The following is a 24,258-nucleotide window of genomic DNA, read 5'->3' as shown; positions in this document are numbered from 1 at the left end:
CTTCTGCGCCAAGCTATATATACCCCCATAGGGTATTTCAATCGGACTCTGGACCATGGCAGACGCGAAGACCGCGAGAATCAATCGGCTCAACCGGATCGAAGGGCAGGTGCGCGGTGTGGCGCAGATGATCGAGAACGATCGCTACTGCATCGACATCCTCCATCAAATCGAGGCGATCCGATCCGCGCTCGGCAAGGTCGAGACGCAGGTGCTGAAGGATCACGCCGCCTGTTGCGTCGCCGAAGCCATCGCCAGCGGCGACGAAGCCGAACAGCGCGAGAAGTTCGAGGAACTGGTGACGCTGTTCGAGAAGGCGAAGCGGTAGAACGCGCTTCGCTCGTGCTGCTGACCTCCCGCGATCAGAACTTCATTCCATGTAGGAGACTGCAATGCTTTTACTGCTTCGTTCCGCTATTGCTCGCCGCAGCCTCGCCGGCTCGCTCTGTTTGAGCACAACGCTGGCGGCCTGCGCCGCGCAGGCCGCCAGCTTCACCATGTATCGCGATGCGAATTGCGGCTGTTGCCTCGCTTGGGCGGACCATATCGAAGGAAGCGACGGACATGAGGTGAAAGCGATCGATCATCCCGATATGGCGTCGGTGAAGGCCGAGAACGGTGTGCCCGGCGATCTGCAGTCGTGTCACACCGCGATCGTCGAAGGCTATGTGATCGAAGGCCATGTGCCCGTCGCCGATGTCGAGCGGCTGCTTGTCGAACGTCCGGCAGGCGTGAAGGGTCTCGCTGTCGCCGGGATGCCGATGGGTTCGCCGGGAATGGAGCACGGCAACCACCGGCAGGCGTTCCAGGTCATCGCCTTTGGGCCCGAAGGCCGCAGCGTCTGGGCCAGCTACCCCGCGAGCCACTGATGAGCACGAAGAAAGCCACCGTCTACCGGATGGTTATGCCCGAACATCTCTGCCCTTATGGCCTGAAGACCGTGGACCTGTTGAAGCGCGAAGGCTTCGAGGTCGAGGATCGTCACCTGACCACGCGCGAGGAGACCGACGCCTTCAAAAAGAAACACGGCGTCGAAACCACGCCGCAGACCTTTATCGATGGCAAGCGGATCGGCGGCTACGACGACCTTCGCGAGCACTTCGGGAAATCGCGCAGTCAGCCGAAAGAGGGCGAGACGAGCTATCAGCCGGTCATCGCGATCTTCGGCGTAGCTTTTCTGCTCGGTCTGGCGATCAGCTGGTATGTCTTCGATACCATCTTCACCGTTCAGGCGATCGAGTGGTTCGTCAGCCTCTCGATGGCCTTGCTGGCGATCCAGAAATTGCAGGATGTGCGCAGTTTCTCGACGATGTTCCTGAACTACGATCTGCTGGCACGGCGCTGGGTGCCCTACGGCTTTGTCTATCCGTTCGGCGAGGGACTCGCTGGGGTCCTGATGGTCGCCCATGCCCTGCCGATCATTTCGGTGCCGGTCTCGCTGTTCATCGGCACGGTCGGCGCGGTCAGCGTATTCAAGGCCGTCTATATGGACAAGCGCGAACTCAAGTGCGCCTGCGTGGGTGGCAACAGCAACGTGCCGCTGGGCTTTGTCTCGCTGACCGAGAACCTATTCATGATCGGCATGGGCCTGTGGATGGGGGCCAAGGCGCTCGGCTGGATAGCGAATTGATCAGCGCGAGGAGTCGAGCTCCTCGCGCATTTCTGGCGTCACTTCGCGACCGACAGCGGCCTCTGCTTCGGCTTGCAGCTCGGGAGTGAGAGCGGCGGTGCGTGGTGGCAGGGGCGTCCCGCCGCCCATCTCGCCATTCGTCTCGATGTCTTCGAGCAACAGCTCCATTTGCGCGATTTCCTTCACCTGCGCCTCTATGATGGCATCGGCCAGTTCGCGCACGCGCGGGTCCGAAATCTGCGCGCGGCGGCTGGTCAGTACCGCGATCGAGTGGTGCGGGATCATCGCCTTCATGTAGGCTTGGTCGTCTACCGTCGCCTGGCTGCGAGCAAGAATCAAAAACAGCGCGAAGCCGATCAGCGCGCCGATCATGACCATGACCTTGGTCATGAAGGTGCGATACATTCCCCACATGAAGCCCAACATGATGACGATCATCGCCATCCCCATCATCAGCGCCATCCACATGCGGGTCTGGCTGAACCAGATGTGCCCCGCCTCGTAGACGTTCGAATATTTGAGCACGAACATCGTGACGATCGATGTCGCGATCATTGCCGCGAAAGTCGGCCATTTGCTCTGGTGAGTCTGTTCGGTTGGGGTCGAATTTTCGTTTGCCATTTGCGCCTCCTCTCTCGGATCTACACCCCCCGGGGGTATGCGGTTCCGAGAAGAGCAGCCGCGCCACGCTTGGGTCGTGTAGGCAATGTCTGGTGCTTCAAGATCTTCCGCGCAAAATCGGATTGGCCGCTAACGGTCCAATAGCTGCCGTTGAATTGCGTCGTTAAAGGGGGGCGGGGTCTGGAGCTGCGCTTGATATCCTGCGTGGCCGTTCGACTGTCATTCGCGAAACGCGCCTTGTTGCGAACACTGTAAGCTGAATTTCTTCGAACGAATGGGCTTTCGATAGCTGGCGCGCTTGTTTACGCAGCTTGTCATGGCTGCCATCAAACGATCGCTCGGCTTGCTGGGCGCAGTATTGCTCGCGAGTTGCGCGTCCGAAGAGGAGGGGCGTTCCGACGAACCGATCCCGGTGGTTGCCGAAACCGTACGGTTCCTTCCCGACCAGACCGAGGTCGAGGCAATCGGCACGGCGCGCGCGATGACTTCGGCGGAAATCTATCCCGAGAGCGCGGGCCGCGTAACCCGGGTGATGTTCTCCGCGGGCGACTTCGTCCGCTCGGGCCAGCCGCTCCTCCAACTCGACGAACGGCAGGAGCGGCTCGCGGTCGATGCCGCGCGTGTGCAGGTGCTCGAAGCCGAGCAATTGCTTGGTCGCTACCGTCGGATTGAGGATACCGGCGCGATTTCCGAAAGCCAGATCGAGGCAGGCGAAACCGCGCTCGCCTCGGCGCGGGTTGCATTGCGGCAGGCGCAGGCCGAACTCGCCGACCGCGTAATCCGGGCCCCGTTCTCCGGCCATATCGGTCTGACCGATATCGATCCCGGCGACCGCGTGAGCGACGCTACCCCGATCGCGCAAATCGACCAGCGCAGCCGGCTCTACATTGACTTTCCCGCCCCCGAGGAAGTGTTCACGACGCTGCGCGAAGGGCAGGTCGTGCAGGTGGCGGCCTTTTCCGATCCGGACAATCCGATCGACGCGCGCATCGTGTCGACCGATTCCCGCGTCGCCAGCGACAGCCGCAATTTCATCGTTCGCGCGGCAATCGCAAACTCGGGCGATCGTTTCCGTCCCGGCATGAGTTTCCGGGTGACCTTTACCCGCGACGACGTCACGCGTGCGGCGGTCGCCGAAGAGGCGATCGTATGGGGCGGGGAGGGCTCTCACCTGTTTGTCGTGCGCGAGGGCGAGGCGGCGCGAATGCCGGTTACGATCACTTCGCGTCGTGATGGCCTGGCATTGGTCGACGGGGCGCTGAAAGCTGGCGACCGGGTGATCGTCGAAGGCGTGCAGAAGATCCGCGACGGACAGGCGATCCGGCTGGTACGTCCGGTCGTTGCGCCCAAGGCCGATGTCGAATTGCGAGAGACCGCCGAAGCCGGCGACGACAACGATGGCGGATAAGTCCGATCTGCCGATGCTTGCAGTCAAGCGGCCGCTGCTGGTCGGGGTGCTCAACCTCCTGATCGTGATCGCCGGTCTTGCCGCGTTCGCCGGCATCGAAGTTCGCGAACTGCCTAATGTCGATCGCCCGATCGTCTCGGTCACCGCCTCGCTCCCGGGGGCTGCGCCCGAAACCATGGACAGCGAAGTGACGAGCGTCCTCGAAGATGCGGTTGCGCGCGTTACCGGGGTGCGGCAGATCAATTCTTCGAGCGAGGAGAACAACACCCGGATTCGTGCCGAATTCAATCCAGGGGTCGATCTCGACACCGCGGCTTCGGATGTCCGCGAAGCCGTCAGCCGCGTAACGCGCGACCTTCCCGACCGCGTCGAACAGGTCAACATCATCAAGGCCGACGCCGACGCCCAACCGATCATGATCCTCGCGGTGTCGAGCGACCGCTATGGCGAGGCCGAACTGACGCGGGTCGTCGAGAACGACGTCATTCCCGAATTGCTGACCGCCGAAGGGGTCGCGAGCATAGACCAGTTCGGCACGCGTGCCTTGCAGATGCGTGTGTCGGTCGATCCCGCGCGGCTCAACCGGTTCGGACTGACCATGAGCGATGTCGCCACGGCGCTCGAAGGCGCGCCCTATGACGTGCCGGTCGGATCGTTCCGTTCGGAATCGCAGGAATTGGTGGTCCGCGCGGATGCCAGCGCGACCGATCCCGATCTCATCCGCGAAGTCATCGTCACAGGGACGACCCGGGTCGGCGATGTCGCCGAAGTGACGCTGGCTCCCGCCGACGCGACCAATTTCGTCCGGCTCGACGGGCGCCCCATCGTAGGGCTCGGCGTCGTTCGCCAGGCGAGCTCGAACACGATCCAGATTTCCAATGCGATCCGCGCGTCGGTCGATCGGGTCGCGGCACGGTACCAGGATCTCGATATCAGCGTCGTCTCGGACGATGCCGACTTCATCGAGGTCTCGGTCCGCGAAGTGCTGATCACGCTGGCCTTCACCATCCTCGTGGTGGTCGGAACGATGCTGCTGTTCTTTCGCGCGTGGCGCCCGACAATGATCCCGAGCACCACGATCCCGGTCGCACTGATCGGCGTGCTCGCCGGGATCTGGCTGATGGGGTTCTCGATCAATCTGCTGACGTTGCTCGCGCTGGTGCTCGCCACCGGTCTCATCGTCGACGATGCGATCGTCGTGCTCGAGAATACGCAGCGGCTCCAGAACAAGGGGCTTGGACGGCGAGCTGCGGCAGTGGTCGGCACGCGGCAGGTGTTCTTCGCCGTGATCGCGACGACCGCGGTGCTGGTGTCGGTGTTCCTGCCGATCAGTTTCCTGCCCTCGCAGGCGGGGCGGCTGTTCCGCGAATTCGGCTTCGTCCTGTCGGTTGCGGTGCTGATCTCGTCCTTCGTCGCGCTATCGCTGGTCCCGGCACTGGCAGCCAAGTTCGACCTTCGCAGTGGTAACGATGGGCCGGATCGACTGACGCGGTTCGGGGCGAATGTGCGCGAGCGCTACACGGCGTTGCTGCGGCGGTGCCTCGACCATGGCCGGATCGTGGTCGCAAGCGCGGTCGCCATCGCGGGGCTCACGGGCCTGCTTTATCTCCAGCTAGATGCCGAACTGGTCCCGGACGAGGATCGCGGCGTGATCGAAGTCGATGCGACCGGTCCGGACGGCGTTGGGCTCGATTTCATGGATCGCGAGCTCGACGAGATCGAGGTCGTGCTCCAGCCCTATCTCGAGAGCGGAGAGATCCAGAGCACCTTTTCGATCGTCGGTCGTTACGATCCCAATCGCGTCCGCGTCACCGCGCAGCTTGCCGACTGGAGCGAGCGCGATCGCAGCCAGACAGCGATCGTCGAGGCACTGAACGACCCGCTTCGCGATATTCCCGGCTCGCGGACCAATGCCCGCGGACGTGGCACGTTGAGCTTCGGTGGCGGGGGCGGCGGCAATATCGAGGTCGCGCTGACCGGCGGTGAGTACGACAACATTTTCCAGTCGGCGCTCGCGCTCAGCGAGGCGATCGATACCGGTTCGCAAATCCTCTCCAATCCCGATATCTCCTACCAGCCGACCCAGCCGCAGCTCTCGGTGCAGATCGATCGCCAGCGCGCGTCGGACCTCGGGGTCGATCTCGACGATGTTGCCCAATCCTTGCGCGCGATGATCGGGGGCGACGACATCGTCGATCTCAACGTCGGCGATCAGGCAGTGCCGATTTTCCTGACCTCCGAAGCGGTCGCGGTGACCAACCCCTCGGACCTGCGCAATCTCTACGTCCGGACGGAAAATGGTGGCTTGGTGCCTTTGTCGAGCATCACCCGGATCGTCGAACAGGGTGTCGCGGCGGAACTTGACCGCACCGAACAGCGCCGGGCGATCGAGCTGGAAGCCAACATCGCCGAAGGAGTGCCGCTGCAGGAGGCGATCGACGAGATCGAACGTCTCGCCGCCGAGTCCGTGGCCGATGATATCGACATACTGCTGCAGGGCGAAGCGGAGAGCCTGGAGGAAACCTCGAACGACGTGTTGATGACCTATCTGTTCGCGCTTGTGATCGTTTTCCTCGTTCTGGTCGCGCAATTCGAAAGCCTGACCAGCGCGCTGGTGGTGCTCTTGACCGTGCCCTTCGCGCTTGCCGCTGCAATTCTCGCGCTGTTCCTTTCCGGCGTCTCGCTCAATATCTACTCGCAGATCGGTCTCGTCATGCTGATCGGGCTGATGGCGAAGAACGGTATCCTGATCGTCGAGTTCGCCGATCAGCTGCGGCACCAGGGGCGCAGCGTGCGCCAAGCGGCCGAGGAAGCCGCGGCGATCCGCCTCCGTCCGATCGGCATGACATTGATCTCGACCGTGATCGGCGCGGTGCCGCTGATCCTGGCATCGGGCGCCGGGGCCGAGGCGCGGCAGTCGATCGGCTGGGTCATTCTCGGCGGACTAGGCATTGCAGGAGTGTTCACCCTGTTCCTAACCCCGGTGATATATCTCGGGGTCGCACGCTTCGGACAACCGCGCAGCGTCGACTTGGCAAGGCTGCAGGAAGAGATCGAGGACGTCGACGAAGACACGACGATGGCGCTGGCATGACGGTTGCGAGGATCGCCTTTCCGGCATGTGCGATGCTGTTGGCTGGCTGCGCGACTACTGCGGTCGAGATGCCCGATGCCGCGATTGCCGCGCCGGTCACATATGCCGCTGACCTGCCCGCGGCGGGCCTCGACGAGGCCTGGTGGCAGGCTTTCTCCGATCCGGTGCTCGACACGCTGATCGCGCGCGGTCTTTCCGCCAATCTCGAGATCAGCGCTGCAAGCGACCGGGTGCTTGCGGCCGCGGCGCTGCTGCGAGCCGAGCAGGGCGACCGCCTTCCGACCATCGACGGTTCTGCGCAAATCGGCGTCGAACGCGATAACGATGGGACGCGTGGGACAGCGGGTGGCGGTCTGCTTGGCAGGTTCGACCTTGACTTGTCCGGGCGCCCCGGTGCTGAGGTTCGCCTTGCCGCTGCGCGCTATGCCGAGGCTGACTACTTGCGCTCTGACCAGCGCCGTCTGGTCGCGGCGGCGATCGCCGCGCAATATGTCGAATATCGCCGGACCGGAGCGCAGCTCGCACTGCTCGAGGAATCGACCGAGCTCCAACGACAGACCCTCCGGATCGTCACTCTGAGGTTCGAGGCGGGGCTTTCGGCCAATCTCGACGTGCGCCGTGCGGCCGCCGATCTGGCGCAGACGCGGGCGCGGCTCGGCCTGATCGAAGTTGCCCGGGCAGAATCGAAGCATGCGCTTGCAGTTCTGCTCGGAGAAACGCCCGGCACACTCTCCATTCCCGCAACCGTGGAAAATGAATCGGCAATACCCCACTACGGCGCGGGGCCGGCGATCGGAGGGCCAGCCAATCTCTTGCGGCGGCGCGGCGACGTGCTTGCAGCGGAGGCCCGGCTTGCCGCCGCCGCAGCGCAGGTCGGCATCGAACAGGCAGATCTGCGGCCCTCGCTGGTGGTGCCAGGCTCGATCCTGATCGGCGACGGTTCGCTCGATGGGCTGTTCTCCAGCTTCCTCGCCACGCTCGGTGCCGCGCTGGACCTGCCGCTGTTCGACGGCGGGCGACGTCGCGCGGAAGCTGAAGCCGCACGTGCCGAGCTCGAGGCCAGCCAGGCCGAATACAGGCAGGCCTTCCTGTTGGCTTTGGCAGAGGCCGAAAACGCGCTGGTCGCGATCTCCGCCTACCGCCAGCGTTCCGAGGCACTTGCCGAAGCGACCGAGCAAAGCGAAACCGCGCTTAGCCAGTCCAACGCGCTGTACCGCGAAGGGCTCGCCTCGCTGTTCGACGTACTCGACGCGCAGCGCCAGCTTATCGCCAGTCGTCAATCATTGCTCGACAACCGGGCCGATCTGGCGATCGCATTTATTGCGCTGCATTCTGCCGCCGCGTCCGCGGACGGAGGTGAGATGTCCGGGCCCATACCCATGTAAACCGTGCGGTCGGTTGCGCCCTCCGGAGCCGGGCTGTCCGCTGGCGTCCAGCAACTGCAGGTACACGCTTAGGCCGCCGGACTCGCAGCCCGGCGGCGGAGCGGTTCTTTATCGAGCGTCTAAGACAGCCCTTAGGCTAGGCCGCTTAAGACAGCGTAACGTGGCGCTTGAGATGGTGGTCGACGCTGCCAAACTCCGATTCGAAGATCGTCAGACGCTTGAAATAGTGGCCGATCGCATATTCGTCGGTCACGCCATTGCCGCCGTGGATCTGCACGGCTTCCTGCCCGATCAGCCGTGCGGCCTGGCCCACGCCGACCTTCGCCGCCGAGACGGTGCGCTTGCGCTCCGCTTCGCCCGCATCGAGCTTGAGCGTGGCGAGATAGGTCAGCGAAACCGAGGTTTCGTAAGCCGTGTACATGTCGACCATGCGGTGCTGCAGCACCTGGAACTTGCCGATCGGCACGCCGAACTGCTTGCGCTGCTTGGAATATTCAAGAGTCATCGCATGCGCGACTTTCATTGCACCGCAGGCCTCGGCGCACTGGGCCGCGATCGCATGGTCGGTCACCCGTTCGATCAGCTGCAGCCCGGCGCCTTCTTCGCCGATCAGCGCGTCGCCGGGAACCGAGACGTTCTCGAAATAGATCTCCGAAGCGCGGCGCCCGTCGACCGTTTCGTAATCGCGCGTGACGATGCCGTCGGCCGACTTCTCGACGATGAACACGCTGACTCCCTCGCGATCGCGACGTTCGCCGCCAGTGCGGGCGGTGACGACGAGATGGCTTGCCCAGGGCGCGCCGATCACCACCGCCTTGTGCCCGTTGAGTACGTAGCCGTTGCCGTCCTTCTTCGCGGTGGTCTCGAGATCGGCGTAGTCGTAGCGTCCGCGCGGTTCGGCATAGGCAAATGCGAATACGCGGCTGCCGTCGATGATCGCGGAGAGATGCTCTTCGCGCTGCGCGTCGGTTCCTGCCTGTGCGAGGAACCCGCCCGCGCACACGACCGTGGGGACGAAGGGTTCGACGACGAGGCCCTTGCCGAATTCTTCCATCACGATCATCGCATCGATCGCGCCGCCGCCGAAGCCGCCGACATCTTCGCTGAACGGCATCCCGAGAATGCCCAGTTCGGCGAGCTGCGCCCAGATCTCGGGACGCCATCCGGCTTCGCTCGCGATCGCTTCGCGGCGTGCTTCCCAGTCATATTGCTCGCGGACCAGACGCGACAGCCCGTCGCGTACCATGTCTTGCTCTTCGGTGAAGTTGAAATCCAAGGGTCTCTCTCCGCTTGTGCTCTGGCCTTACAGGCCGAGGATCATTTTGGTGATGATGTTGCGCTGGATCTCGTTCGATCCGCCGTAGATCGACGTCTTGCGCATGTTGAAATAGGTCGCTGCCGAATGGTGCGCATAGTCGGGACCGATGGGATATTCGTTCGACCCGGTGTCATTCGCGATGCTGCCGTAATAGGGCGCCGAATAGCTGCCGACCGCTTCGAGCGTGAGCTCGGTGAGGCGCTGCTGGATTTCGGTGCCCTTGATCTTGAGGATCGAGCTCTCCGGCCCCGGGCCCTTGCCCGCCTGTTCGCCCGCGAGCGTACGCAACTCGGTGATCTCGAGCGCGGCGAGATCGATCTCGAGCTGGCTCACCTTGCGGGCGAAATCGAAATCTTCGATCAGCGGTTCGCCATCCAGCGTTTCGTTGGCGGCGATTTCACGCAGCTTTTCCACGCCGCGCTTCGAGCGCGCCACGCCAGCGATGCCGCTGCGTTCGTGCGCGAGCAGGAACTTGGCGTAGGTCCAGCCCTTGTTCTCCTCGCCGACGAGGTTCTCGACCGGCACGCGCACGTCGGTCAACCAGGTTTCGTTCACCTCGTAACCGCCGTCGAGCAGCTTGATCGGCTTCACCTCGACGCCGGGCGTTTTCATGTCGACAAGAATGAAGCTGATGCCCTCCTGCGGCTTGTCGGCATCGGGATCGGTGCGGCACAGGAAGAAACCCCAATCGGCATATTGCGCGAGCGTGGTCCAAGTTTTCTGGCCATTGATAACGTAGTGATCGCCGTCACGTACCGCAGTGGTCTTGAGCGAGGCGAGGTCCGATCCGGCGCCGGGTTCGGAATAGCCCTGACACCACCACACTTCTCCGCTCCGGATGCCCGGCAAATGCCTGGCCTTCTGTTCTTCGTTGCCGAAGGTGTAGATCACCGGACCGACCATCGAGACGCCGAAAGGCAGCGGCATGACCGCATTCACCCGCGCGTTCTCTTCAGACCAGATATAGCGCTGCGTCGGAGTCCATCCGGTGCCGCCATATTCGACCGGCCATGCCGGCACCGACCAGCCTTTTTCGCCGAGGATCTTGTGCCAGGCGAGGAAATCCTCGCGGGAAAGGTCTTCGCGCAGGCCCACATCGCCGAGATGCTTGGGATAGTTTTCAGCGATGAAGGCGCGCACTTCGTCGCGGAAGGCCTGCTCTTCGGGGGTGAATTCGAGGTTCATATGCTCAAGCTCCGGTTTCTATCACCAAGGCTGGGTATTCCCGATCCGGTTCCAGCGGTTCGGACCGTTTGGCTGGTCGCAGCTATTTGCGAAGCCGGACGGCTTTGACAAGGGCAAGCGCGACCGATCGATCGGGCTGCAAGGGTAATAAAGCAACCCGATCGCAGCGATCGGCATTCGCATTCAAAGTACTTTTCCGTGCAGTACGTAGCTTTGTGACGTTACGGTATGGAGCTGAAAAAGGGCAGGGCGAGCGATGCCCTCGTCAGCCAGACCGGCTGGCGGGTGACAGATTTGCCCGCCGAACAAAAAATGCCGAGAATTTTGCCGAGACTTGCCCGCGCCCGGAATGTGGGCTTTTAGCGAATCTTGATGGATCGAGACTAGCGTTTGCTGACGGTGTCGCAGGGGAGCGGACTGGGCGAGACGGGGAGACAAGGCGCAGCCCATGGGATTTTGCCGAGGCAACTGGCGGACAATGCTGTGCGGGCTGGCGATGGCAATCGCCATGCTCCTCGGGCCCGCCGTGCAGGCAACGCCGCCCGCTGAGACCTGTTTCGTCGTCTCGGCCGATGCGAAAGTGCCGGACCGAACTTCGCTTCGATGTACAGGTGTGCCGCAGGGCTATAGCGAGGGAACGCTGTGGCTGCGCGTGCCGACAGCCCCGGCGCAGGCCCGGAACGCTTCGCTTGCTGTTCAGGTCACGCGTTTCGAACAGCTCGATGTATATTTCGAGCACCAGAACGGGGTCGAGATACCGCAGACGGTGACCGAGGGCGCTTTTGCGGACAAATGGCATGTCGGCGGGCAGCTCGCTTTTGCTGCGCCCGGCGATGTCCCGACCCAGGCTGTCTGGCTGAGGCTGGAAGGGCTCGAAAGTTACGACCTGCTCAAGCTGCGGATCGTTTCCGGTGCAGCAGCACAGCGGCAATTCGAACTAACATCGCTGGCGATCGGGGCCGCCCTTGCGCTGTTGGGAATAGCCGCGCTGTTCAATTTCGGCCTTGCCATCGGTTTGCGGCGGCGTTTCTTTCTCTGGCACGGCGGCTGGTCGGCGGCGGTCATGCTGTGGGGTGTCGTATGGTCGCAGATCGGCTTGCTCGTCCTGCCCGGCATCGCCGGCACGATAACGAGCCGATTGGCGACCGGCCTTGCGTGTTTAGCCATATTGCTGGCCGCCTTGGCGACCGCCTCTGCGTTGCGCGGCATTCTCGAAAAGGCTGTGCTGCGTCTGCTCATCGGTCTGGGTTCGGCCATGTTCGCCATGGGGGTGGCGAGTGGCCTTCCCGGCGCGGATATCACTTTCTTCGCCCCATTGCTGGGGATCGGAACGCTCATGAGTGTGGCGGTGGCCGTGATCTGTATCGCTACGGCTTGGCGCAAGGGCCATGTGGAAGGACGCGACCTCGCGATAAGCTGGGCGCTTCCCATGGCGACGCTGGTGCTGACTCTGGTGGTGGATCTTGGCGGGGTTTTGTGGGGCGGCGGCGACAAGATCGTGATGCTTTTTGCCTCGGCATTGCAGGTCGTGTGCCTGACCGCATTCGCAACCACGCGGCTGGGGGCGCTTCGGGTTGAGCGCGACACCGCGATTGCGACGGGTAAGCGCCTCGCCGAGCTCGCCGAGCGCGATCCCCTGACCGGGCTGTTGAATCGCCGGGGGTTCCTGGCCCGGTGCGCCAAGGATTTCGGAGGGCGGACCACAATGCCCTTTGGCCTCATCCTGATCGATGTCGATCGCTTCAAGGCGGTCAATGACGAGTTCGGGCATCAGACGGGCGACGAAGCGCTGATCCTGCTGGCAGACAAGTTGAAGACCTTCGAAGCCGCGCATGATTGCCATGCGGGGCGGTTGGGCGGCGAGGAATTCGTGCTTGGTGTAAGCGGGATCGCGGGGGCGGATCTCCGCCGCCTGGGTGAGGATGTGCGAAGCGAACTGGCGAAATGCCCGTTCGACGCCATTGCCCCCGCCCTGAATATTACTGTGAGTATCGGCATTGCGCAGGGATTGGCCGACGGGCCTTTCGGGCCGCTCTACCGCCTTGCCGACGACGCGCTTTACGCTGCCAAGCGCGCGGGACGGAACCGCGTGGTCACAGTCGAAGATGGATCGGACCATGGAGCAGGTTCGACTTTCACTCATGGCGCTGGGCCCCCGCACAGCGTTCGCTGATGGCTGCAAGGTAGTAAGGGATTGCCCCTTCGGCGCGGTCCGCTTGGCTTCGTAACCTCCGGCGCGCGGCGAGCAACGGCTTCGTAGAATGGCCAAAATACACATGACACCTGCCCTCGGGTGGTGTTAAGGCACCGCCGGTAACGAAGAAGCCCGGTTCCACGGGCTCGCCGGATCGCCGATGAAGTTGCTGATGCGCGGGGGCGCATGAAGGGGGCGATCAGAATGGGCTTGAGCCAGCGAATCGGAACTATCGGTGCTCGTGGCCACGGTGCTGCAAGGGCCACAAATGCGGCGGCGTTCTTCCTTGGTGCGAGTTTCCTGACACTGCCGGCGGTCGCCCACGCGCAGGCGGTACCCAGTCGCAGCGAATTGACTCCGCCGCAAGCGCGCGAGGAGGCCCGCGCACCGACAACCCTGACCATCGACGGCGGCCTCGCCCGCACTCCTTGCGCGCTCGATGCGCCCGATTTCGCCGATATCACCGTCACGCTCAATGCAGTGCGTTTCATTGGAGCCGAGAAGGCGCCCGACGTCGCACTGGCGAGTGCCTATGAGAACTATCTCGGTCGCGAACTGCCGATCTCGGTTCTGTGCGACGTGCGCGCGGCGGCAAACCAGCGGCTGCGGGATGCCGGTTATCTGGCCACGGTCGAGATCCCCGCACAGCGGCTCGCCAATGGCGATGCGGAAATGCGGATCGTCTTCGGTCGGCTGACCGCTTTGCGCGTGCGCGGCGAAGCGGGACCGTCCGAGAATTTGGTCGCGAGCTACCTCGAACCGCTGACGCAAGATGAAGTGTTCAACACGCGCCGCGCCGAACGCAATCTCCTTCTGGCCGACGACCTGCCCGGAGTGGACGTAAGGCTCTCTCTGCGGCCAGCTGCGGGTGGTGCACCGGGCGACCTGGTGGGCGATATCGCGGTAGTGCGGCATCGCGGTTCGCTGGACATCAACCTGCAGAATTATGGCGCCAAATCGCTGGGGCGATACGGTGGCTTGCTGCGCGGCGAAATGTACGACCTGACCGGATTGGGCGATCGCACCAGCGTCGCGCTGTTCTCGACCGTCGATTTCGACGAACAGCAGACCGTCCAACTGGGTCATGATTTCGCGCTTGGAACGGCCGGGCTGCGAATGTTCGGGCAGTTCACCTATAGCTGGACCGAACCCGATCTCGACCTGCCCGGTCTCGACGTCGAGTCCGAAACGCTGTTCGCCACGCTCGGACTGTCCTACCCGCTCCTGCGTACCCGCAGCCTGTCGCATGTGTTAAGCGGGGGCTACGATCACGTCGACCAGGACCTGACCGTAAACGACCTGCGCTTGACGCGCGACCGCGTGCGCACGGCGTTCCTGCGGCTTGAAACGCTGTACGCCGACCCCGACAGCATCGCGGGTGCGAACGGGTTCAGTGCCTATGCGCCGCAACTCGCCGCACGGGGCGCGATCGAATTGCGGCAGGGGCTCGACGTGTTCGACGCGACGCCCGATTGCCGCACGGCGCCGCTGAACTGCATCGTCGCGGGGGTGGCGCCCAACCGGATCGAGGCGGACCCGACCCCGTTTCTGCTTCGCGTCGACGGGTCGGCCGATTATCGCCCGCTGCCGCAATTGCGGTTCTCTCTCGAAGCGAGTGCGCAGTTCACACGCGACCCCTTGCCCGCATTCGAGGAGTTTTCTGCTGGCAATTACTCGATCGGGCGCGGCTACGATCCCGGCAGCGTGCTGGGCGACAGCGGTTACGCGCTGGGTGTGGAATTGGGCTATGGCGACCTGGCGCCAGACGGTCCGCGCGCCTGGGGCTGGGAGGGCTATCTCTTCACCGACATGGCTTGGGCATGGAACGAGGACCCGAGCCGATCGCGCTTCAATCCAGACCGGTTGTGGTCGGCAGGCGCGGGCCTGCGGCTAGCCTATGGTAGCGCGCTGCAGGCGGACATGACGCTCGCGGTCCCGCTCGAACGCCCCGATCTCGCCGTCGATCGCGGAGACATCCGGTTCCTCGTCTCGCTCACCACCCGCCTGCTACCCTGGAGGTTCTGACATGCTCCCTTCGATCAACCGCCGCACTTCCCTGCTGCTGGGCGGGGCCGGGGTCGCAATGGCAGCCGTGCTCGCCCTGCCGGACGAAGCGCAGGCGCAAGCCTTCAACGCAACTCCCGAAATCGTCCGTGGAACGGTGGACATCGATCGTACGATCTCGGGACAGGATACGATCACCGTGTCCTCTTCGACCGCAGTCGTCGACTGGACCCCGTTCGAAGATCAGGTCGGCAACGCTCTTACTTTCCTGCCTGAAGGCGCGACCGCCTATTTCCAGGATAGCCCGGGGCAGGGTGGTTTCGCCATCCTCAATCGGGTTCTTCCTACAACCGGCGGGGACGTGACCGTTTTTGCAGGAACGGTGATCTCGCGCCTGCAGGATGCCGATGGGGGGCTGACGGCCGGCGGGATGGTTGCCTTCTATTCACCGACCGGCATTCTCGTGGGCGGCACTGCAGTTTTCGATGTCGGTCAGCTGATGCTTACAACGCTCGATCCGGACCTGGACAGTTTCGACAGCTTTGCCGCGGGCGAAACGCTACAGCTTATCGGCTCTCCCGGTGCGACGGAGGGGATCACGGTCGAAGCCAATGCACTGATCGACGCGTCGGCCGAGGGCAGCTATTTCGTCGCGGCCGCACCGCAGATCTCGATGCAAGGCGAAGCCTATGTAAACGGCTCGACCGCCTATATCGCGGGCGAGCAGGTCAATCTGACCTATAACAACGGCCTGTTCGACATCGAGATTCCCGCGGGCACCGGGGTCGAGACGGCAATCGAACACACCGGCATCACGGGTGGCCCGGCAAGCGTCGGCGCCGGTGACAATCACGTTATCTACGTCGTCGGCAAGGCGGCGGCGAGCAACCCGATATCGCTGCTGCTCAGCGGCAATCTTGGCTTCGATCCGGCGGTAAGCGCCACGATCGACAATGGCGATATCATCCTGTCGGCGGGCTACGACGTCTTCGGGCGCGATGTCACGACCGGCGCTGTCGATGCCGATGCGATCGAAGAGTCGATCGGTGTTGCCGGTCTCAGCGATTTCTCGGCCAGCGTGTTCGCTGCTGCGACCGGTCGATTCACTGTGAACTCGGGCAGCGGGGCGGTATCCTTCATCGACGGCCTGACCGTCGAAGCCGCTCGGGCGATCAGCCTGATCGCGGAAAACGGCACGAATCTGAGCATCGACGGAGCCACCAATCTGCTCGCGCGCGGTACTTTCGCGGCGTCGGGCGAGGCGACCGGGGGAACTATCACCATCACGGCGCGCGAGGGTTCGAACTTCACCTTCGATGGCGATCTCACCGCCAATGCGACGCCGTTCCAGAGCGGCGGCGCGGCCAATGGCGGAAGGATCGACGTCACCGCCGATGGCGCGACGATGACGCTAGTCGGCGATGTCGTTCTGCGAGCACAGGCGAACGACAATCTGGCCGCGGCGAGTGGCGACAACAATGGCGGAACCGCGACTCTGCTCGCGCAGAACAGCGGGCAGGTGCAGATCGGCGGGACGCTGCTGGTCGACACGAGCGCATCCGCCGCAGGCTTGGGCGGCTTCGACGCCTTCGGCGGTCAGAGCACCGTGGCCGCGCAAAGCGGGGGCCTGGTCGACATTTCCGGCGACGTGACGCTTTCCGCAAATGGCGTCGGCGGAGACGCCGACGGGGCCTTGGGCATCATCGACGGCGGCGTGGGGAATGGCGGAACCGCGAATGTCGAGGCGGATGACGGCACCATTCTGTTCGGCGGTAGCCTTGCGCTCGATGCACAAGGCTTCGGCGGCCGCGGCGCAAGTGCCTTTGGTGGCGGTCCGGGAGACACGGGCGGGTCAGGCGGGGGTGGCAGCGCGCTTCTCAATGCTTTGCAGGGTGGAAGCATTTCGGTGGTCGGCCTCACCTCGCTTTCGGCAAGCGGGACAGGCGGCGATGGCGGCTCGGGTGGCGATGGCGTTGCCGGGCTGGCCCAGGTCTTCGCCACCGATACTGCGGCCATATCATTGGCCGATGTCACCGGATTCGCGCACGGAACAGGCGCGAACGGATTGGCGGCAAACGGGATAGGCGGTTCGGGCGAGGGGGGACGTGTCTTCATTCTCACCGAAGGCATTGGCGATATCTCGCTGACCGGAAGCGCCACACTCGAAGCGATCGCTGGCGGCGGTGATGGGCAGTCGGGAGGCGACGCCACCGGTGGCGAAGCGGGTGTCTATGCCATGTTCGGCACCATTGCAGTCGACGGTTCGGTACAATTGTCGGCCGATGCGATCGGCGGCGATGCCACTGTCGGCTTTGGTGGGAATGGCGGCAACGCGCTGGGTGGCACAGCCTATATCCAGGCTGACGGCTCGGAGGAAGAAGGCGCAAGGCTGACGATTGCGGGAGACGCCACCATGCTGGCCTCGGGTCGCGGCGGTGTTGGCGGCGCGGGCGACGGTGCCGCCATCGCAGCGGGCTCCGGAGGCAGCGGCACCGGGGGAACCTACCAGGGCACGCCCGGCTCGGGAGGCGCTTTCGCGATCGCCGGCCGCGATACCGGTGAGCTCTCGATCGGCGGTGAGACGATATTGGTCGCCAACGGCTTCGGCGGTGCGGGCGGAACCGGCGGCACAGGCCAAGCGGGCGGCACTGGCGGCGCCGGCACTGGCGGAACTGCACAAGCGGGGACGTTTGCCGGTCAGGGCAGCGGTGCGCTCGGCGACGGGCAAGCAATCTACGACGCGCTCATTCTCGAAGCCAACGGAACGGGCGGGGCAGGCGGCGCCGGCACATCCGGCCTTGGCCTGGGCGGCGCCGGAACTGGCGGCCTCGCCGCGGTCTTCGCCAATGGTTCTCTGGTGAGCGCAGGCGATATCACCACTCTGGCCGATGGACTCGGCGGCAATGGGTCGACCGGCGGAAACGGTACGGGGGGCGCATCGGGTTTCGGCGTTGTCGGTGGTACGCTGATCGCCGATACGCTCGCCAGTTCGGCGCATGGCGACGGTGGCACGGGATCGACGGGCAATGGTGGCGACGGCACTGGGGGCGAGGCCTCGCTCAATGTCGACGGTAGCGCGACCGTCGCCGCGGTCAATTTCGCCAGCAATGGTCGCGGTGGCGGATCAAGCACGGGCAATGGCGGTGTCGGACGCGGCGGTCTGGCAGCGATCGGGGTTGTCGCGGGTGCGGAGTTCAACGCCACGGGCGATGTCGATCTCACTTCTTATGCCGATGGCGGAGCGGGTGAAATCGGCGGCGATGCCTTTGCCGGTACGGCAAGCGTCGAAGTTGGCGAAGAAGCGACGGCCAGCCTGGCCGCGGTCTTCCTCGCTGCGTCGGCCGAAGGCGGCGATGGCAATCAGCTGGGCGGCGAAGCGCTGGGCGGCAGCGCGCAAATAGTTCTTTCGGGCGGCAATCTGACCGCCAGCGGGCCCGTGAACATCCTTGCCAGCGGTTCGGGTGGACGCGGGCAGTCCGGGGGCAGCGGCGGTGATGGTTATGGTGGGATCGCCGGGGTCATCGTGTCCCGGGGCGATGCCGGTTTCGATCAGAGCCTCGCGATTGTGGCGGACGGCGAGGGCGGCGATGCCAATGGACCGGGCGGTGATGGCGGCGATGGCTATGGCGGCGCCGCGGTGTTGCTTGTGCAAGGGGATGCCCTTCGGGATGCCAGCATGAGCGTGCAGGGCACGCTCGACATGTTCGTATCGGGCGCGGGCGGCGATGGAGGCGCAGGCGATGGCGACCAGAACGCGGCGGGCGCTGGTGGCACCGGCCGGGGAGGACGCAGCGATTTTGCGAGCCTCGTCGATTCGGGCCAGGGAACCGGCAGCTACATCAATGTGAATGTCGATTACGGCCAACTCCTCGTAGCCGGTGCGACCAGCGTATATTCGATCGGCCTGGGCGGCAGCGGCGGCGATGCTCCGATCGGGGCTGTCGGCGGACCGGGGGGCGCGGCATTCGGCGGCGATGTCTTTGTCGGTGTGTTCGACCCCGTGGACGGTGGTCCGCGGTTGGGAAGCGCTGCCTTCGGCGATCTTGCTGCCTTCAGCTTTGCGCTTGGTGGCACGGGCGGGGTCGACGGCGAGGAAATCCTCACCGGTATCGGCGGTGAAGCGCGGGGCGGGGCCATTCTGGTCGCCAGCCGCGGCGGTCTGCTGACCGCCGACAATATCACCCTGACCGATTACGCGCAGGGCGGCGGCGGCGCGATCGGCGGCGACGGGTTCGGCGGCCAGGCTGGCATGGTCACAAGCGATGGCGGGATGATCGAAGTCGGCGATTATTCGGCGACCGCATTCGGCTATGGTGGGCTCGGTCAGACCGCCGGCGGCGACGGCCTGGGCGGCACGGCGTTTATCGGACTGCAAGGCGGCAGTACGACGGTGTCGGGCGCCGCCGATGTCGATGCCAGCGGTTTTGGTGGTCAGTCGATCGACGGCGATGGCGGCGACGGCATGGGAGGCAGTGCCGACATCGCCATTTTCGACGCCATTGCCGGAACCGGCAGTTTTGCCGGGACGGCAACGGTCACGGCCAACGGCTTCGGCGGCCTAGTGCTTGGCAGCGGGACCGCGGGAAGCGGGACCGGGGGACTCGCCTATGTGCGCAGCCAGGCCGGCGGACAGATAGATTTTGCCACGGTGCGCCTGTCTGCGAGCGGGACCGGTGGGCTCAGCGCGGCGGGCACCCCGGGAGGTGACGCCATTGGCGGTCTCACCCGCGCGCTGTCCGATAGTGGGGGCAGCCTCACGGCATCGTTCCTCGACATGAATGCCGACGGCGCGACGACCGCGGGCGCTTTCGACATTCTCGCGGACGGCGGGTCGATGACACTCACCCAGCTTTTTGCGGGTGCGGTCGGCGCCGCTGCAGGCGACAGCTCGCGGATCAGCGCGGTCGGCGGCAGCATCCCGATCACCGGTTTCGCCGATATCGTGCTGACGGGCGATCTCGATATCGAGACCGGGCAGGGCGGGCTGATCGGCGGACCTGACATCGTTGCGCCGACCGCCCAAATATACATCGATACCCAGGGCGGGGTCACGATTACCGGCGACAACGACAATACGATCAGTTTCGGCGGCAGCAGCCTATTCATTCGTTCACGGCAACTGGACATCCTCGCGGGTGCCCGCATCGGGGCAGATTTGCTGGGGTTGGATGTCGTGGGCAATGGCGCGACCACCGTGCTTGGCGGAACCACGGAAACCGCGGGTTATACGCTCACGCAGGCCGAGCTCGAACGGATCGAGGCCGGAACCGCCTATTTCTCCTCGTCCTTCGATGGCTCCGCTTCGGACGATATCCTCATCCGTGACATGACCATCTCCGGCACGCTCGACGACGGCACTGCCGCGGTGTTTATCCAGGCGGGCGGGATAGCGCGTGTCGAAGGCACGCTAGGCTATGTCGATGCCGCCCCGAGCGACGCGCTTTCGATCAGTGCCTCGCGGCTCGAAATCGTCACGCCTGGCGGCATCGGGATCCTCGACCAGCAGGGGAATCCGACCGGCATCTTCCGCTTCTTCGGCGGCGATTTCTGGATGGCTGATACGGATACGATCGCGCAATTGCGCGACGATGTGGATTTCGCCGGACGCAACGAGGTGCTGGCCACCGCTGCCGACGCAAGCAACGATCCGCTGGGCTATCTGCGTGCGGGCGACGTGTCGCTCAACATCGGCAGCAGCCTGCTGGTGCGCAATACGGGCACCACGGCAGAGCCGGGGGGTATCACGGTCAGCGGCCAGCTTTCGATCGCGGGCTTCCTCGACGAGGATGGCAGCACCCAGTTCCCCGGCCAGGATCCGATCGACGTGTTCGCTTACGGGCGTCAGGTCGATGCCGATGGCAATGCCGTTGTCGGCGAGGAGTTCTTCGGCCTGGTCGAATACAATCGCGTGCAGACGGACGACAACATCGTGGTGAGCTACACCGATGGGTCGCAATTGAACGACTGCGTCATCAATACCGGTGACTGCGGCGGTGACGAACCTCCGCCACCACCACCGCCCCCTCCACCGCCGCCGCCAAGCGATGGCCGCAACGAGGTGCTCGAACAGGTCGAAAAGCAGGCACCCGCCACTGCGGTGACGACTACCGCGCCGGTGGCGGCGGCGCCGGTCGAGCAGAGCGAGCAAGACAGCAATGTCGAGTTCGGCGCAGACTTCCCCGGACTGCTCAATGCGTCGCTGGCGGGACAGAGAGGCGCGATCGATGATCCGGTCGCGAGCGGCGGTGATGTTGCGCTCTATGGTGCGACGGGAAGCGAATCCACCGATAGCAATACGGATGGGGAGGGCAACGATGACTAGCCCGAGGCTTTCGCGCGGCTTGGCGATTGCAGCCTGCGGTGCAGCCATGCTGCTGACCGCGGTGCCGACACCGGCGCAGGAGAGCACGCGCGCGATCAGCTATGCCGACAGTTTCCCGATCGGATCGAATGGCCTGTGCGAGGCCCAGATCCTGCCACCCGAAGCAGGTGCAGGCTTGTTCGATCGCAGCTATGCGATCGTGTGCCGCGATGCGGCCGCGCCGGTCGGCAAGCTGTGGGTGCAGCGCAATGCCGATCTGGCCGAGGCGGCGACGCGCCTTCTTCCCGACGCTGACTGCCAAGCGGCCGACAGCGATGCCTTGCCGGACCTGCTGGGCACAGGGACCAGCGCGGCATGCACCGATCCCGAAATGGGCACGCGCCGGGTGTTCGCCGCCGGTGAGATGGATGGGAGACTGTATGCCGGCGAGGCGATTACCGCCTATGCCGATGCGGTACGGCTTGGTCTGGTCGCGCTGGCCCAAGACCGTTTGGTCGAAGGCAATGTCGAGATACCGCTGACCGAGAGCGATGATGCGGTTGCGTTCGCGCGTGCGCAGGCCCGCGCCTTGGCGGAAGACGCATTGCTCGCCGAAGCCTATCGGCGCAGCAACAGCGGCGATTTTGCCGAGGCTGCCGAATTCTTCGCTGAGACGGCAGCAATGGCGCAGGGTGGCGATGCCGTCGAGGCCCGGCTAAACGCGGCCTTGCTGCAGTCCAACCTCGGCAATTATGCCGAAGCGGCTCGCGGCTTCTCCAGCGTGCGCGGGGAAGTATCCGGCAGCCCCGTGCTCGCACGCCTGTTACGCAATTACGAAGCGATCGATGCTCTCAATGCCGACGCACCGCTCGTGGCGCTCGAGATACTCGATCGTCCGCTTCCTTCCGGTACCGGATCGCGTGACGCGCTCGAAGCTCTCGAAATTTCCGATGCGCTGGCATTGCGCCTCGCGGCGGAACAACCGGGCGCGCTCGACACGGTCGGTGGGCTCACCGTCCTCGAACGCGCCGAATTGCTCGACGGGCAGACCGAGTATCTCAAGGCAACCGCGCTCAACCTGCTCGGCCGCGGAAGCGCTGCCGAAAGCCATCTGGCCACCGCCAATGTAAAGCTGGCGGGTGTTCGGAACGGATCGGTGCGGTCGATCTTGTGGTTGCGCGCTCAGGTGCTGGGGGAGCTGGCCGATCTGGCCGAAGGGCGCGGCGATACGGGGGCGGTCGAAGCTTATCATGCGCAGGCGATCGGCTTGCTCGAGACGAACTATCCCAACTCTCCCGCGCTGCTCAGCAGCAAGGCGCAATGGGCCGCATATCTCGCGCGCAGCGGCGAAACGGAACGCGCCCTGGCCACCTATCGCGAGCTTGTGGGCACCGTGGATGGCAAGCCCGCCGCCGCGCTCAGTCGGCTGCTGGTGCCGTTCTTCGACCTGTTGACCGATGGCGGCGTTGCGCAGGATGAGGCGGCAGCGGATCTTTTCCATGCCAGCCAGCTGCTGCAACGCCCCGGCCTTGCCCAGACGCAGGCCGTTCTCGCACGCGAATTGTCGGGTGGCAGCGATGAAGCCTCGCAACTGTTCCGCAAGGCAGTGAACCTGCGCCGCTCGGTCGAGCAACTCCGCAACCGGATAGCGCTGATCGAAGGGCAGGCAGAAACCGATCCAATGGCAGCCGAGCAATTGCTCTCGCAGCGTGCAACCTTGCAGGGGCTCGAAAGCGAGCAATTGGCGCTGCAGGACAGGCTGGCCCAATATCCTCGGTTTCGCGCGGTGTCGGATGGCCGCGTAACGCTGGAGGAATTGCAAGCCACGCTCGGCACGGACGAGGGTTACCTCAAGCTGGCGACGCTCGAAGGTGCTATTTTTGCTGTCTTTGCCACCGCGGATTCCGCGCGCGCCTACCGTTTGGACATAGACCCGGAGGCACTGGAAGAGGAAGTCGACGCATTGCGCGCCACTATTGCCTATGTCGAAGGCGGGCAGACGCTGACCTTTCCGTTCGACATCGAGAGATCGCGGGCGCTCTATCGTTCGCTGTTCGATCCCGTCGATGACCAATTGGCCAGTTTGAGGCACCTGGTGTTCGAACCCGACGGAGCGATGTTGCGGTTGCCGGCCAATCTCCTCGTGCGCGACGACGACAGCGTCGACCGCTACATCGAACGGATCACCCAAGGCGGCGACGAATACGACTTTACCGGCACCAATTGGCTCGGACGAGCGGTGCGGATCTCGACAGCCGTCTCGCCATCGGCTTTTCGCGATGCGCGCAATGCGCCGCGTTCGTCCGCACAGCACGAGTATATCGGCTTCGGCGAAAACACACCGCTGACCGAAGCGCGTGGCACCACGGGCACGCGCTCTGCGCTTGCCGGAGGTGCAGACTGCCTATGGTCGCCATCGATCTGGGATTACCCGATCCGGGCAGACGAGCTTTACACTGCTGCGCGAAGCCTGGGAGCCGCCGGTGCCGAAGAGCGAATCCTGACCGGGGATCGCTTCACCGACACGGCGGTTTCCGCGATGAAGGACCTCGACGAATACCGCATCCTGCATTTCGCCACCCACGGGCTGGTTACCGCGCCGCAGCCCGAATGTCCGCCGCGGCCGGCACTGCTCACCTCCTTCGGAGACGCGCAATCCGATGGGCTGCTGTCCTTTGCCGAGATCTTCGACCTGGAGATAGATGCCGATCTGGTTATCCTGTCGGCCTGCGATACGGCGGGAGCAGCCACGCTCGGCGCGAGCCTCGAGGCCGGTGTCGCAGGGGGCGGCTTTGCGCTCGACGGACTGGTGCGCGCATTCGTCGGCGCCGGGGGACGGACGGTGATCGCGAGCCACTGGCCGGTGCCCGACGATTACGATGCGACCACCCGGCTGGTCGACGGGTTTTTCGCCGCCGATCGAGGCGCCGAGCTTGCCGAAGCAATGCGCCGTTCGCAGCAGGCGCTGATGGACGACAGCGACACCTCGCATCCCTTCTACTGGGCCGCCTTCGCGATCGTGGGCGACGGTGCGGCGCCATTGCATAAGTAACGGCGGTGGCGAGGCGGTGACGCGCCGAGAATGAAAAGGGGCGCCAAGCGGCGCCCCTTTAGCTGT

General features: G+C 64.4%; 13 protein-coding genes. 10 read left to right on the top strand and 3 right to left on the bottom strand.

Going from position 1 to position 24,258, the window contains the following annotated elements; translation table 11 throughout:
* Positions 1-55 precede the first annotated feature (55 nt).
* The 3 genes from FHS69_RS10920 (at position 56) to FHS69_RS10910 (ending at position 1,630) form a co-directional block, all read left to right on the top strand.
* On the top strand, positions 56-328 hold the full coding sequence (locus tag FHS69_RS10920) for a metal-sensitive transcriptional regulator (RefSeq protein ID WP_166777730.1): 273 nt from the start codon (positions 56-58) through the stop codon (positions 326-328).
* A gap of 64 nt (positions 329-392) precedes the next feature.
* Positions 393-869 (top strand): DUF411 domain-containing protein, encoded by a 477-nt coding sequence (locus FHS69_RS10915; protein ID WP_166777729.1) that lies wholly within the window; start codon positions 393-395, stop codon positions 867-869.
* Positions 869-1,630, top strand: coding sequence for a glutaredoxin family protein (locus tag FHS69_RS10910; protein ID WP_208380325.1), 762 nt, complete (start codon positions 869-871; stop codon positions 1,628-1,630). Before FHS69_RS10915 ends, FHS69_RS10910 begins: the two co-directional genes overlap by 1 nt.
* Here FHS69_RS10910 and FHS69_RS10905 read toward each other — a convergent pair whose 3' ends face one another.
* Positions 1,631-2,251, bottom strand: coding sequence for a DUF305 domain-containing protein (locus FHS69_RS10905; RefSeq protein ID WP_166777728.1), 621 nt, complete (start codon positions 2,249-2,251; stop codon positions 1,631-1,633).
* A gap of 316 nt (positions 2,252-2,567) precedes the next feature.
* Here FHS69_RS10905 and FHS69_RS10900 point away from each other — a divergent pair, with 316 nt between their 5' ends.
* From FHS69_RS10900 to FHS69_RS10890, 3 genes are read left to right on the top strand one after another with little or no spacing between them, the layout of a single operon-like run.
* Positions 2,568-3,659 carry an efflux RND transporter periplasmic adaptor subunit gene (locus FHS69_RS10900; protein ID WP_166777727.1) on the top strand — a complete coding sequence of 364 codons (1,092 nt, stop codon included), beginning with the start codon at positions 2,568-2,570 and terminating at the stop codon, positions 3,657-3,659.
* Positions 3,649-6,753, top strand: a complete 3,105-nt coding sequence (locus tag FHS69_RS10895) for an efflux RND transporter permease subunit (RefSeq protein ID WP_166777726.1) — start codon at positions 3,649-3,651, stop codon at positions 6,751-6,753. Before FHS69_RS10900 ends, FHS69_RS10895 begins: the two co-directional genes overlap by 11 nt.
* Positions 6,750-8,138 carry an efflux transporter outer membrane subunit gene (locus FHS69_RS10890; RefSeq protein ID WP_243844642.1) on the top strand — a complete coding sequence of 463 codons (1,389 nt, stop codon included), beginning with the start codon at positions 6,750-6,752 and terminating at the stop codon, positions 8,136-8,138. Before FHS69_RS10895 ends, FHS69_RS10890 begins: the two co-directional genes overlap by 4 nt.
* Before the next feature lie 145 nt (positions 8,139-8,283).
* Here the strand turns inward: FHS69_RS10890 and FHS69_RS10885 are convergent, their stop codons facing one another.
* Entirely contained in the window at positions 8,284-9,414 is a 1,131-nt protein-coding gene (locus tag FHS69_RS10885; protein ID WP_166777725.1) for an acyl-CoA dehydrogenase family protein, read from the bottom strand.
* 27 nt (positions 9,415-9,441) lie between these two features.
* Entirely contained in the window at positions 9,442-10,641 is a 1,200-nt protein-coding gene (locus tag FHS69_RS10880) for an acyl-CoA dehydrogenase family protein (RefSeq protein ID WP_130587161.1), read from the bottom strand.
* A 448-nt stretch (positions 10,642-11,089) separates the two neighbouring features.
* Between FHS69_RS10880 and FHS69_RS10875 the strand changes: the two genes are divergently transcribed.
* From FHS69_RS10875 to FHS69_RS10860, 4 genes are all read left to right on the top strand, one after another.
* Positions 11,090-12,814, top strand: a complete 1,725-nt coding sequence (locus FHS69_RS10875) for a sensor domain-containing diguanylate cyclase (protein ID WP_166777724.1) — start codon at positions 11,090-11,092, stop codon at positions 12,812-12,814.
* Positions 12,815-13,186: 372 nt separating this feature from the next.
* On the top strand, positions 13,187-14,860 hold the full coding sequence (locus FHS69_RS10870) for a ShlB/FhaC/HecB family hemolysin secretion/activation protein (RefSeq protein WP_243844641.1): 1,674 nt from the start codon (positions 13,187-13,189) through the stop codon (positions 14,858-14,860).
* 1 nt (position 14,861) lies between these two features.
* Positions 14,862-21,161, top strand: a complete 6,300-nt coding sequence (locus FHS69_RS13920) for a beta strand repeat-containing protein (protein ID WP_166777722.1) — start codon at positions 14,862-14,864, stop codon at positions 21,159-21,161.
* A complete protein-coding gene (locus FHS69_RS10860) occupies positions 21,154-24,192 on the top strand; it encodes a CHAT domain-containing protein (protein ID WP_243844640.1) in 3,039 nt (1,012 codons plus the stop codon). The genes FHS69_RS13920 and FHS69_RS10860 overlap by 8 nt, the downstream gene beginning before the upstream one ends.
* Positions 24,193-24,258: the final 66 nt, after the last annotated feature.

Origin of the sequence: Qipengyuania flava, assembly GCF_011762005.1 — a bacterium.
In the GTDB taxonomy this organism is placed as follows: domain Bacteria; phylum Pseudomonadota; class Alphaproteobacteria; order Sphingomonadales; family Sphingomonadaceae; genus Qipengyuania; species Qipengyuania flava.
This window is presented reverse-complemented; position numbering and strand designations above follow the sequence as displayed.